Origin of the sequence: Flectobacillus sp. (assembly GCF_049240685.1) — a bacterium.
Taxonomy (GTDB): domain Bacteria; phylum Bacteroidota; class Bacteroidia; order Cytophagales; family Spirosomataceae; genus Flectobacillus.
This window is the reverse complement of record NZ_JBMLSD010000367.1, coordinates 1-12,918: the sequence shown is the minus strand read 5'-3', so window position 1 is coordinate 12,918 and position 12,918 is coordinate 1. Positions and strand designations below refer to the sequence as shown.

The following is a 12,918-nucleotide window of genomic DNA, read 5'->3' as shown; positions in this document are numbered from 1 at the left end:
ATTTCAAAAACCTTTGGCTCGGGAAAATATGTCTTTACTATGAGAATTTGAAAATGTGAGGATTTGAAAATGTGAAAATTTGGTAATTTGAAGATTTGGAAATTTGGTAATTTGAAGATTTGAAAATTTGGAAATTGGTTAATTTGGTGATTTGAAAATTTGGTAATTTGAAAATTTGGTAATATTGGAAATGAGAGAATTTGAAAATTTGAGAATTTGGTAATTTGGTGATTTGAGAATTTGGTAATTTGGAAATGAGAGAATTTGAAGATTTGAGAATTTGAGGATACCCCTAAATTTTCAGAAATTTTAAAACTTATTTTTACATTTTCAAATCTTCAAATTACCACATTCTTCAAATCCCCCCAATTTTCAAATATACACATTTTCAAATTTTCAAATTATCCAATTTTCAAATTACCAAATCCCTCTAATCTTTTAAATTATATTAAGTTTTTTGTTTCTTTTTCTTGGCTGCAGGAAATAAAACGTTGTTTAAAATTAAACGATAACCTGCTGAGTTTGGATGCAAATTCAAATCAGTTGGTTCTTCGTTTACAAAGTGTTGATAATCCTCTGGGTCGTGACCACCGTAAAAAGTCCAAAAGCCTTTCAGGAATGTTCCATGAATATATCTAGCTTCGTTTAAGGAGCGATTTTCGCCCAAAACAGTTACTTCTGGTTTTATCAATGACTTTTTGTAAGAAGTAGTTTGTCCCATAAAACCATGAATGGTGGTTTCATGATTCTGCGTCAGCATAGTTGGAATTGGGTCCCATTTTGCAGAAAATTGGAACAAATTAAAATAGTCATTATCTTCTTTGACAGGTCTTTCATTGTTTGGATAGGCCTCAATAGTTGAAAATTCTATTACTTGTGGATGGTACACTAGTCCAAAATTTTGGAAAGCAAAGGTATTGGCATAGTTTAGTTTTTTGTCTGCATTCGGATCATATCCATCACCATCATAAAAAGCATCAACAATATCCAATCCTTCGGCAGCTAAGGCAATATCGTAGGTGTCGGTGGCAGTACACATAGCAAACATATAGCCTCCGCCAGCCACAAAATCTCTAATTTTTTTGACCACTCCTAATTTTAGTTGTGATACTTTATTAAAGCCGTACTTAGCTGCGTTTTTTTTGTCCTCCCTCAGCTGAGCCTGATACCAAGGTTGCCCGCTCTGATTCCAAAATTTACCCATCTGACCAGTAAAGTCCTCATGATGTAAATGTAGCCAGTCGTATTCTGGAAGTTTTCCATTCATTACATCGTCATCAAATATCAAATCGTAAGGAATTTCTGCATAGGTCATAGCCAAGGTTACGGCATCATCCCAAGGTTGTGCAGTTTTTGGCGAATAAACCGCTACTTTAGGCGGTTTTTGAAGTTTTACAACATCCATATTTACTTCAGGGCTGCTCAAGTCGGTGCGTATTTGGGCAGCATCTCCGTCCGATATTACCTCATAACTTATTCCTCGGATGACTAATTCGTTTTCAAATTTTTGAGCTTGCTGAACCATAAAAGCCCCGCCCCGATAATTCAAAAGCCACTCGACTTCGGTTTCGTGATTTTTCAAAACCCAATAAGCCAATCCATAGGCTTTCAAATGATTTTTTTGGGTTTCATCCATCGGAATCAAAATATAGGATGCCCAGGTTCGGGTGCAAAAGAGCAAAAATATGATAAACGGAAATATAAGGCGTTTCATTGGTTTGAGAATTTTGTCTGACAAGACCTAAATTTGTTACAACTTAAAACTACATAAAGTTAGGCAGTACTAAAAAGCGCCTATTTGTTTTTGAACGGATATGTTTCTTCTTAATTCAACGAAAAAAAAGTTGATACGGTATACATTTTTGGCATATTCCTTCCTACAAATATAGTGCTAATCAGTCACGGAAGTATCATGATTGATTGAAGTTGTCTTATTGGAGTCAATTTTTGAAGTATAAAACGATTAATCATAAAATGGTTAGTTGCTCGATGCCTAATTTCATCCATATCGAAAAACCTTAAAATTCAATTATATGAACTTTGCTGAAAATATACGAGAAGCCTTACGTTCGATTAAAGGAAACATGTTGCGAACTGTCTTAACAGCTTTGATAATTGCCATCGGAATTACTTCCTTGGTAGGAATCCTGACAGCCATCGATGGGATTCAAAGCTCAGTAGATAATAGCTTTTCGGGGCTAGGGGCCAACTCTTTTGATATCCGAAATAGAGATGTTTTTAAAATTAGAAAAGAAGGGGAAAAGGAACGTAATTACCCACCCATCAACTATCGCCAAGCTAAGATGTATAAAGCGTTGTTTGGCAAACAGGCAACTATCGGCATGAAAACCAATGTTACTTTCAACGCCGAAATCAAACATGAATCTAAAAAGACCAATCCAAACTCCAGAATTATTGGTATTGACGAAAATTATCTGGATATGAAAGGATATAAAATTGCAAGCGGTCGCGATTTTTCAAGTAGTGATTTGGAGCATGCCGCAAGTGTTTGTATTGTTGGGGTTGATGTTATAAGCCAACTTTTTGAGAAAAATATCAATCCGCTTAATCAGGAAATAACCATTTCGGGAGGGAAATTTAAAATAATTGGATTGCTTGAAAAAAAGGGGAGTTTTATGGGCGGTGGCGACGACCGTGTGGTTTTTGTACCACTCGAAACAGGTCGTAAGCTTTCGCAAGGTCGTAGTTTGACATTTGATATTGTTACTTCTGCACCAAATATCAAGGATGTAGAAAATGTCATGGAGGAGGCAAGAGGAGCGATGCGTATTGTACGCCAAGACGAACTTGGGCAAGATGATTCTTTTAGTATAGAACGTTCGGATTCGCTTGTAAAACAATCAGAGGGAATCACCGGTGTTTTGAGAATAGGAGGTTTTGGTATTGGATTTATTACTTTATTGGGTGCCGCTATTGCCCTAATGAATATAATGATGGTATCGGTCACAGAGCGCACACGCGAAATCGGTATTCGAAAATCATTGGGAGCAACTCCTCGTGTTATTCGCTTACAATTTTTGATTGAGGCAATTGTAATTTGTGTATTGGGCGGTTTGGCAGGATTGATATTGGCTATTCCAATTGGTAACGTCATCGCCAGTGGTATTATGTCTGGTACTTCAAGTTTTATTGTTCCTTGGCTGTGGATGTTTTTAGGTATTGCAGTCTGTGTTTTTGTTGGAATCCTATCAGGATTTTATCCTGCGAGTAAGGCCTCCAAACTCGACCCAATTGAATCTTTGAGATATGAATAAAATGAATCAGTAATAGCAGCACTTTTCAAAACCTAGTGCAATGTAATTTTTTTTAAAAAATAATGATTTGGTAAGTCCTATCAAAATCAGAAGATTATGATAGGTGTTACGTAAAAGTTTTCTTTTTTTTAAATTTTGCGTTTGCACGGTAAATTTTAATCCTCTAAATTTGCATCACAATCACACAGAAAATGATGTGAATTGAGCCCAGATGGCGGAATTGGTAGACGCGTTGGTCTCAAACACCAATGCCTTCATTGGCATGCCGGTTCGACTCCGGCTCTGGGTACTAAACGGAACAAAGCAATTTGTTCCGTTTTTTTTGTCTAAAACCCCTTCAATTCTTTCCTGATAATCCGTTCTAGTTCATGTGCATGCGTGATAATCATAAAGTGCCCTCCGTTTTTTATCAAAATATTGTTAGTTTTCAAATTTTCCATAGGTAGTTGAAGTAATCGGTCATTTGTCCCATGCAGATGAACAAACTTTGTATTTACCTTGGTATTTTTCCATTTTGTAATTTGCCGCACTGCCCAAATCAAAAAAATAGTATTTGTATCTGCTAAAATTTGACTCAATAATATTTTCTCTTGGGTTCTTGTTATTCCAAAAAGCCAAAATGTGATAAAATTAGCTTTGAGCATTATTTTTTGAGGAAGTACCCCAAGAAGTTTGCTCCAATCCCATAGCCGAAAAAGCCAAGGAATTTGTTTGAAATTGGAGGCAGAAGAAACCAAAATTATTTTATGTATGGGTAAAAACTTCGCGATTTCAACGGCAAGCATGCCCCCAAACGATAATCCGATAAGTATCGCATTGGGCTCCATCTGCGCCGATAATCTTTTGGCGTAAGCTGTAATGTCTTCATGAGCATAAGGTTGTATCCATTCAACTAACTGTGGTTGATATTCCTTCAAATCAATTTTTTCGAAAACTCGCCCATCTACACCAAGTCCGCTGAGGAGGTAAATTTTTCTATACTTCATGACCGTTTAATCAATTTAAAATTTTCTAATAAATCCAAAATAACCTATCTCTCGTATCTAAAGCAAAACATACAAACTTTACTTTGTCTTACTAACAATGAAAAAATCGGTTTTTCTTTCATTGACAGCCCTAAGCCTGTCAACAGGACTTTTTATGTCCTCGTGCAAACAATCAGAAATGGAGTCAACTCCCAAACCTGACATCAATCTATATCTTCTTATTGACGGCACCAAACTTGCTAAAGTTAACGCAATGCAATCAGAAATGGCAACTGCCAATGTGAGCATTACAGGTTTGATGTCGGGCGATGCGCTTACGTCTATTGATTTTCGTCCTGCCACTGGCGAATTGTATGGCGTAAGTATGATGAACCGCCTCTATGTCATCAACCAAGAAACAGGCATGGCGAGAGTCATTGGTGCAACAGCATTAAACCCAACTATTAGTGGAACGGCAGTTGGCTTAGACTTTAATCCTACCGTGGATAGAATTCGTTTGGTAACCAATACTGGGCAAAACCTTCGTATTCATCCTGAAACTGGCGCTGTTGCCGCTACTGATGGTGTTATTAATGGAGGAATGAGTCCAACAATTGAATCTGTAGCTTATACTGGCAACACAGCGGGCTCGAGTGCAACAATTTTGTATGATATCGATTCGAAAACCGATAAGTTGTACAAACAAGACCCACCCAACAACGGTACTTTGGTAGAGGTTGGAGCATTGGGAGTTGATATATCTGCTTCGGGCGGATTCGATATTAATCCAGATGGTACAAAAGCTTTAACTGCGGTAAAAGTAAATAACGTTTGGGAATTGCACCAAGTAGATTTGATGACAGGAAAACTTACCAAAATTGGAAATCTTCCTTCGGGTAATATTTCGGGATTGGCAATTCCAACCAATCCTGTAGCTTATGCAGTTGATGAGTCTAATAATTTACTGATTTTCAATCCGAGTAATATTGGGACACCAATCACAAAAGCGATTACTGGTTTGCAAACAGGTGAGTCTGTAGTAGGGATAGATTTCCGTCCAGTAAACGGTCAATTATATGCCTTGGGTAGTAGTAGCAGATTGTATGTACTCAATACTTCGTCGGGCGCGGCGGCGGTCGTAGGAACAGCACCGTTCGCTACTTTATTATCAGGAACTTCCTTTGGATTCGACTTTAATCCAACAGTGGATAGAATCAGATGTGTGAGTAATACGGGTCAAAATTTGAGACTACATCCCGAAACAGGCGCCGTTGCAGCCGTAGACGGAGCCTTGAATCCAGGAACGCCAGCTATCACGGCATCGGCCTATACCAATAATTTTGCTGGAGCTACTACCACAATTTTGTACAATATAGACGTAAATACCGACAAGTTGACCAAACAAGACCCACCCAACAACGGAACGCAAGTAGAAGTAGGAGCTTTGGGAATTAATGTAGAAGCAGCGAGTGGTTTTGATATTGGTAGTAGAAGCGGTATGGCCTACGCAGCCCTTAGAGTGGGTACCACTTCGGCACTCTACAGTATTAATCTAACAACTGGTGCGGCTTCAAAAGTAGCAGACTTGCCAGTAAACGTAAAAGCCTTTGCCATAGGAACAGGTTTTTAAGGGGCATTAGGCAATCAGCCTTGAGCATTCAGCAAAATGTTTCTATTGTTTGCTAAGAAACATATTTAGACTTTTAGCTTACAGCATAAAAAAAGGTGTTAGTGACAACTAACACCTTTTTTTATGCCTCTACATTCCATCTTTCAGCCCATTCCAAACCATCGGGTAGTTCAGTATTCGCAAATTCCACATGGATGACCTTTCTAGGTTGAAGATTGGTAGTTCGTTTGGAGCTGTGGAGTAGGAGGGGGACGCTGCTGTTTCAGCTCAAAATTATGACAGAATAAAAAATCTTTAGAATTAATTGATAAGACATAAACATCGTCAATAGAAAAAAAAATCTCACAATAGTTTGTGCGAGAAAAAGAAAAATATACCTTTGTTGAAATATGTCACTTTAACGATAGTCTTTTGAAAAATTTCCATAAATGTCACAACATAACAAGGATTGAAACACGATAGTCTTCTGTTATTCATTGAAAATGAAAAATCCATTACAATAAGGATTGAAAAAGCCCATCTCGTAACTTCTTGGTCGGACGCACGAAATGGGCAATCAATAATTTTTCACACTAAAAATGCAAAAACATGACAAATTACACAAAAAATGACTTTAAGTCAAATTCTGACTTACTTATCAATCGCCCTACTTCATGTACTGGATGCTCCAAATGTAACTTTCGGTGCCCTGAGCTAGATGAAGATAACTATTGTGGTATCTGTAATATTTACTTGTGAAAAGCCTATTTCATGAGTAAATATTGACCGCTTAATAAGAATTGTCAAAATGTAAATTTTATCATTTTTTTCTCTTCAATTTATAGCTAAATTTGAGGATAGTACTCTATTTAACTTGAAAGTTGAGTATTATTTACAAGTATATATAAGTATGTGCTAACTGAAAAGTGGTGTTTACGTCTATTTTGGCAAGTTTTCTTTTACCTATCTTCTTCAAGTAAATTTCGAAGTCCATTATGCAAGATCAAGCTATTGTCCAGCTAGGAAAGCTACAACTATCAACTCTAGGGAATAAAAAGCCGTATGAGCTTTTTATTCAAAATATGTTTCCCGATAAGCCAAATTATGATATGATTTTAGCTGTTTTTCAGCTGAAATCTGAGAATGATTATTATCAAATAAGTTTTGATAAAGTTGATGTTTTGTCCGTCAATAAGAATAACTACGAAAAATTTGCCTACAGAAAAGGTTCTGCTCGTGGTGGAGATATAACCTTTACAACTAAATTTGGTGATATCGATAAAAAATTTAATACTCTGGTTAATGGTCAATTTAAGGCATTGGTTGAAAAGCTCAAAAAGTCTAGCAATGCTCACGATTTTAAGGTTTTCAGCACAATTTATAGTTTTTTGATTGTTAAGGATAATTATGATGAAGTAAAAAATCAGTTAAGTACAGTTTATGAAAGTCTAAGTAAAGAGCAGAAATTAAGTTCTGGATTGAGCTTGAAATTTGTTATAGATGACGAAGAATTTTATTTAGCTGATTTTGTAATTATTCAACAAATTCTTTCAGCATCAGGAACAGAAGAAAAGTCTGAGAAATATAATGTTGTATCAGAGGGAAAGAATCAAGTTTGTTCAATTTGTTTGGGAACTAAAGAAGTTTTGCATGGTTTTGCTTCGCCGTTCAAATATGCAACTGTTGATAAACCGGGAATGGTGAGTGGCTTTTTTAACCAAAAAAATAACTGGAAGAACTATCCTATTTGTACAGATTGTAGCTTGACGTTTGAGTTGGGACGAACTTATATTGCCAATAATTTATCAAGTTACTTCTATGGGAATTCCTTCTATATGATTCCTAAAACTTTGATAAGCAAAGACCTTAATAAACTTAAAAATGCGACTCAAAGAATAAAGAATATTTATGAAAATCTAACCAAAGATGGTCAAAAGATAAAACAAAGAGAGGATTATATCTGGCAGATGATTGCAGAAGAAGAAACAGATTATTTTAATCTTAATCTTTTATTTTATGAAGAGAATTCTACAACTAAAGCCATCAAAATCAAACTTCTATTAGAAGAAATTGTACCGTCTCGATTTAGAAAATTGTTTGTAGAAGCTCCAGCCATTGTTAATAGTAATCCTCTATATCATAATTCGTACTCTATCAAAAAAGAACTTCAAAGTTTAACATTCAACTTTGGACTTCTTAAAACTTTCTTCAATGATAGCTTTTTGGATATTGTCCAGAAAGTTTTTATGCTCAAGAATATTTCAACAGAAAGTGTTTATGCAAAGTTCATGCTCATTATTAGAGAAAATTATAATAAATCTCAGACCTCAGACGGTTATGTTGAAATGACATATCTTACTGTATTGAAAGCCCATTTGGTATTAGCATATTTTCAACATCTTAAACTTACAGACTATAATCCAAATTTCAATTTAATTATGGAAGCAATAAAAGAAAGTTCAAACACAGAGAATCAAAAAGGCTTTGATCCAAGTAAAATACAAGATTTTATTAAGGACAATAATGGGTTTCTTGACTCAGAAGCGAAAGTAGGTGTTTTTTTACTTGGTTCTTTGGTGAAACATTTGCTTAACGTACAGCATCATGAATTAAATGGCGGAACACCTTTTGAGAAAAAATTAAAGGGGTATAATCTCAATCCATCAGATTTACAAAGTATTTACCATGAAGCTTATGGTAAATTAAGACAATATGAGTCTGTACCCCTCACATTAATCAGCTATGTGAATGAGTATTTTGTATTGAATGTTCACAAAGTTCAAAGGATGTCTAATAACGAAGCATCTTTCTACTTTGTGGCAGGCCTACAATTCAGCGATAAATTCAAATTTCCTAAATCAGAAGAATCTAAATAACAACATCTATCATCATGTCAGAAATCTTAAAAAACCGCACAGAGCTATTATTTCTATACGAAATTGAAAATGCTAATCCCAATGGAGACCCTCTAAATGAAAACCGACCAAGATTCGATACCGAAGATGATACTGTTATTGTTTCGGATGTTCGCCTAAAACGTACTATTCGTGATTATTGGTATGAGTACAAGGGGTATAATGGTAAAGATGGGAAAGATATTTTTGTTCGTGAAACAGAATACCAGGATGGAGACAAAACATATATCTCTGATGGTAAAAGAAGAGCCACTGCATTTCAGGAAAATAAGGATACTGTTTTGAAAACCTGTATTGATATTAGAGTATTTGGTGGTGTTTTACCTTTACCTAAAGACTCTATCACACTTACTGGCCCAACACAATTCCAGATGGGTCGCTCTTTGCATAAAACAGAGATTATAACTGAGCAAGGTACAGGGGCATTTGCTTCTGGAGATAAAAAAGTACAAGCTACTTTCAGAACAGAATACAAAGTACCGTACAGTTTAATAGGCTTCAATGGTATTATCAATGAGAAGGCTGCTAATTATTCAACCATGTCAGAAGCTGATAAAGAGCTTTTATTAGATGGTATTTGGGAAGGTACTAAAAACTTAATTTCTCGTTCCAAATTTGGACAAAACCCTGTATTGCTTTTAGCAATTAATTATAGAGAAGACAAACCTTTTTACATTGGAAGTCTTCGCCAGAGAGTAAAACTTCAATCTGACAAAAATGATAAAGCTATTAGAGGCTTGGAAGATTTTTCTTTAGATTTCTCTGATGTTATCGCTGAAATCAAAGCTAATCTTGAAAATATAGAATCAGTAGAAATAAAAGCAGACGCACGTTTAAAATTTGTTCAACCTTTAACAATAGCTGATGGAAAACTCGACCTTACTACCCTCTAATCAAGTCTTGATTTTTGATGTGGAGAGTGAATATGGTCATTTCCGAAAATTCAATACAACGACTTCGCCTTTGACATATTCAATTCCTACTCGTCCAGCTATTGCAGGACTCATCGGTGCTATTTTGGGTATTGAGCGAGAAGTGTCAGCGGAGAATTTTAGAGAAGGCGTTACTCCTGTTGCTGAACTTTTCACCAAAGAGAAAGCCTCATTTGCGGTACAAATTATTAATCCAACAAAAAAAGTAAATATTGGCTTTAATCTTTTGGATACAGAAAAAACTGCAAGTAGTTTTTTTAATGTAAAACAGCGAACTCAAATAGAGTTTGAGCTTTTGAAAAACCCAAAATTTAGAATTTATGTCTCTTTAAGAGATTCTATATTATTCAGCACATTAGTTGAAAAAGTACAATTAAATCAGTCTCATTTTACACCCTATCTTGGATTGAGTCAGTTTACCGCATCTACTAAATTTATAAGAATAGTAAATGTGTCAAAATCACAAAGTGCTGAATTTCAAGAAGTGTTGACCGCTGTCAATTTGAATAATGCAGATGCAGATAACCCTATTGAGTTTGACTATACCGTGAATAGTGGCTTTAAATATACTTCCGATACCATGCCAATTGAAGTGCAGGCAAACCGAATTGTAACAGAGTATTCGGAGGTTATTATCGAAACTAGCGGGAAACCTATTAAAGTGAAATCTGACAATATATTCTATCTTGAAGATATTGGGAATGTCATATTTTTATAAAATCTAAAATCGCCCTAAACTAATTATTGTTTAGGGCGAAATAATAGCTATGCTCTATTCACACCCTGATAAATTGCTTATTAAGCATTTGGAAGAAGTTGCCAATAACTGCAAAAACTTAATAGAAGGACGAACTTTATTTATCAAGTCCAAAGAAAGAAAGCAGATTTGCCAAGATCTTGCTTTTATCATGGGAGCTTTCCACGATTTAGGAAAAGCTACTTCTTATTTCCAAATCTACCTTGAGAGCAGAGGGGAAAAAATAGTTGGTCCTAAATCTCATGCACTTATCTCCGCATTGTTTGTAAAGGAAATTTCAAAAACCTATTTGGCAAGTACTTCTCTCTCTGATTTTGAACAACAGCTTTTTGCTCATTTTACCTTTACTGCCGTTAAAAGACATCATGGTAACTTAGATGATTTTGAAGCGGAAATGTACATTGAAACCAAACATACCGAACTCCAAGAACAAATAAGGGTTTTTGATGAGTCTGAAATTCAGTATATTATCAAGTATTTTAGCTCTTTTTTAAAATTAGATTATAGTTTTCAAGACTTCAAAAAATATATCGCATCGAAGGCATATTTAAAAGATATGCCAGAGTTTTTTGACAATAGCATTGCATTCGGAGACTTTGAAGAATTACCAATCTCAACTAAAATCGAATATTTTTATTTTCATCAATTACTTTTTGGGGGACTATTACTATCCGATAAACGAGATGTCATTTTAGAAGAAGAACGCAATACTGCAAAACCAATTATTGATGAAAATATAGTAACTACATTTAGAGAAAATAGAGGTTATAATTTGCCAAAAACGGAACTTGATAGGCAGAAAAACAAAGCATATCAATCAGCATTAGATAATCTTGACAATGTTTTTTCAAAAGAAAAACATTTATATTCGATAACCCTACCAACTGGATTAGGCAAAACAATAACATCTTTTGCGGTGGCGTGGAAAATGAGAACAATCCTAAATTTACCCAATCAAAGGCTAATTATTACTATCCCGTTCACCTCAATTATTGACCAAAACTTTCAAGTTTATGAAGAGATTTTAGCCACACGAGATACCAACATTCTCCTCAAACATCATCATTTATCAGAACCTCTTTACAAAATAAATGATGAAGAATTTAATCCAGATAAGAGTCAGTTTTTGATTGAAACTTGGCAATCGGAGGTAGTAGTAACAACCTTTGTTCAGCTATTAAATTCTATTTTTTCTAATGATAAATCATTGTTAATGAAATTGCCAAATCTGGCAAATGCTATTATTATTTTAGATGAAATCCAGACGGTTTCTTATGAACACTGGCAACTTATTAAAAGTGTATTTGAAGTATTGGGGGAAATATATAATTGCTATTTCATTTTGATGTCAGCAACTCAACCGTTGATTTTTCTGCCTGAAAAAGAAATCATTGAAATTGTTTCCAACTATGAAGAGTACTTTCAATTTTTCAATCGTACAAAATTGATTAATCGTGCTAAAACTAAAATTTCATTAGATGACTTTTCTCAAGAAGTATTGGATTATCATGAAGAAAATCCCCAGAAAGATATTTTAGTCATTTTAAATACTAAGAAGCATTCCAAAAAGCTATTTGAAAATATTCGAGAAACTATAGATTTAGAAACCGTAGATATTTATTATTTATCAACTTTAATAACTCCATTTGAAAGAAAGGAAATTATTAAAAGAATCAAACAAGATTCTTCAAAGCCCAAAATTGTTATATCCACTCAATTAATTGAGGCTGGGGTTGATATTTCTGTAGATACTGTTTTCAGAGCTATTGCACCGATCGATTCTATCATTCAAGCAGCGGGGCGCTCAAATAGGTATGATGAAAAAACTCATCAAGGAGAGGTCTATCTATATGATATCAAAGAGATGGACAAAGCTAATGGGATGATTTACGGAGCAGCATTACTACTAAAAACACAGAACGTTTTAAAGAATATTGAAGAAGTGGAAGAAAACGAGTATTTGAATCTGATTAAAAATTACTTTATTGAAATTCGTAAACAATCAGATAGTCGTCTTTCAGAATATTTAGAAAATATAACCAAGCTTGAGTTTGCTAAATTGGGTCAATTCTCACTCATCGAGGAATCTAAGACAGAGTCTGTCTTTTTACAGCTCAACCCAAAAGCGGTAGAGGTTTGGAATCAATTTGATGAAATTTATAGTAATGAAAGTTTAGATTCAAGAAGCAAAAAACAAGCTTTTTCAAAAATAAAATCAACGTTTTATGACTATGTTATTAACGTTCCAATTCCAAGAGATAAAAGAGGTATTGTATTTGATGATGATAGCAAACCACATGGTTTTTATCTTTCTACATTAGAAAATCCGACAGTGTGTTACAGCTATGATTCAGAGGATTTTACTCAAAATACAGGTTATCAAGAAGTCAATCAATTTAGTTATTAACCTCATGCAAACCATCCATCAAACCATCATACGTTTTCCTGAGATACAATTGGCTACT

At 34.8% G+C, this 12,918-nt stretch carries 8 protein-coding genes and 1 tRNA gene; 7 read left to right on the top strand and 2 right to left on the bottom strand.

Annotated features, from left to right (window positions below; all coding sequences use genetic code 11):
- Nucleotides 1-448 precede the first annotated feature (448 nt).
- On the bottom strand, nt 449-1,714 hold the full coding sequence (locus ACOVQ4_RS17005) for an asparagine synthetase B (RefSeq protein ID WP_421821818.1): 1,266 nt from the start codon (nt 1,712-1,714) through the stop codon (nt 449-451).
- A gap of 319 nt (nt 1,715-2,033) precedes the next feature.
- On the opposite strand from ACOVQ4_RS17005, the gene ACOVQ4_RS17000 reads away from it, so the two are divergent.
- Both ACOVQ4_RS17000 and ACOVQ4_RS16995 read left to right on the top strand, forming a co-directional pair.
- A complete protein-coding gene (locus ACOVQ4_RS17000) occupies nt 2,034-3,275 on the top strand; it encodes an ABC transporter permease (protein WP_421821817.1) in 1,242 nt (413 codons plus the stop codon).
- Between the two features lie 205 nt (nt 3,276-3,480).
- Nucleotides 3,481-3,564, top strand: a tRNA-Leu gene (locus tag ACOVQ4_RS16995).
- Nucleotides 3,565-3,601: 37 nt separating this feature from the next.
- On the opposite strand, the gene ACOVQ4_RS16990 is transcribed toward ACOVQ4_RS16995, so the two are convergent.
- Entirely contained in the window at nt 3,602-4,261 is a 660-nt protein-coding gene (locus ACOVQ4_RS16990; protein ID WP_421821816.1) for an alpha/beta hydrolase, read from the bottom strand.
- A 97-nt stretch (nt 4,262-4,358) separates the two neighbouring features.
- On the opposite strand from ACOVQ4_RS16990, the gene ACOVQ4_RS16985 reads away from it, so the two are divergent.
- The 5 genes from ACOVQ4_RS16985 (at nt 4,359) to cas3 (ending at nt 12,860) form a co-directional block, all read left to right on the top strand.
- A complete protein-coding gene (locus tag ACOVQ4_RS16985; RefSeq protein ID WP_421821815.1) occupies nt 4,359-5,870 on the top strand; it encodes a DUF4394 domain-containing protein in 1,512 nt (503 codons plus the stop codon).
- Nucleotides 5,871-6,844: 974 nt separating this feature from the next.
- Nucleotides 6,845-8,725, top strand: coding sequence for a TIGR02556 family CRISPR-associated protein (locus tag ACOVQ4_RS16980; protein WP_421821814.1), 1,881 nt, complete (start codon nt 6,845-6,847; stop codon nt 8,723-8,725).
- Nucleotides 8,726-8,739: 14 nt separating this feature from the next.
- Nucleotides 8,740-9,657 (top strand): type I-B CRISPR-associated protein Cas7/Csh2, encoded by a 918-nt coding sequence (gene cas7b, locus ACOVQ4_RS16975; protein WP_421821813.1) that lies wholly within the window; start codon nt 8,740-8,742, stop codon nt 9,655-9,657.
- Nucleotides 9,629-10,414 (top strand): type I-B CRISPR-associated protein Cas5b, encoded by a 786-nt coding sequence (gene cas5b / locus ACOVQ4_RS16970; RefSeq protein WP_421821812.1) that lies wholly within the window; start codon nt 9,629-9,631, stop codon nt 10,412-10,414. The genes cas7b and cas5b overlap by 29 nt, the downstream gene beginning before the upstream one ends.
- Nucleotides 10,415-10,463: 49 nt before the next feature.
- Nucleotides 10,464-12,860 (top strand): CRISPR-associated helicase Cas3', encoded by a 2,397-nt coding sequence (gene cas3, locus ACOVQ4_RS16965; protein WP_421821811.1) that lies wholly within the window; start codon nt 10,464-10,466, stop codon nt 12,858-12,860.
- The last annotated feature ends 58 nt before the right edge of the window (nt 12,861-12,918 follow it).

What these genes read in the sequence shown, in the direction of transcription:
- ACOVQ4_RS17000 (WP_421821817.1), top strand. Translation starts at nt 2,034, where the DNA reads ATGAACTTTGCTGAAAATATACGAGAAGCCTTACGTTCGATTAAAGGA.
- ACOVQ4_RS17005 (WP_421821818.1), bottom strand. Translation starts at nt 1,714, where the DNA reads ATGAAACGCCTTATATTTCCGTTTATCATATTTTTGCTCTTTTGCACC.
- cas3 (WP_421821811.1), top strand. Translation starts at nt 10,464, where the DNA reads ATGCTCTATTCACACCCTGATAAATTGCTTATTAAGCATTTGGAAGAA.
- ACOVQ4_RS16980 (WP_421821814.1), top strand. Translation starts at nt 6,845, where the DNA reads ATGCAAGATCAAGCTATTGTCCAGCTAGGAAAGCTACAACTATCAACT.
- cas7b (WP_421821813.1), top strand. Translation starts at nt 8,740, where the DNA reads ATGTCAGAAATCTTAAAAAACCGCACAGAGCTATTATTTCTATACGAA.
- cas5b (WP_421821812.1), top strand. Translation starts at nt 9,629, where the DNA reads ATGGAAAACTCGACCTTACTACCCTCTAATCAAGTCTTGATTTTTGAT.
- ACOVQ4_RS16990 (WP_421821816.1), bottom strand. Translation starts at nt 4,261, where the DNA reads ATGAAGTATAGAAAAATTTACCTCCTCAGCGGACTTGGTGTAGATGGG.
- ACOVQ4_RS16985 (WP_421821815.1), top strand. Translation starts at nt 4,359, where the DNA reads ATGAAAAAATCGGTTTTTCTTTCATTGACAGCCCTAAGCCTGTCAACA.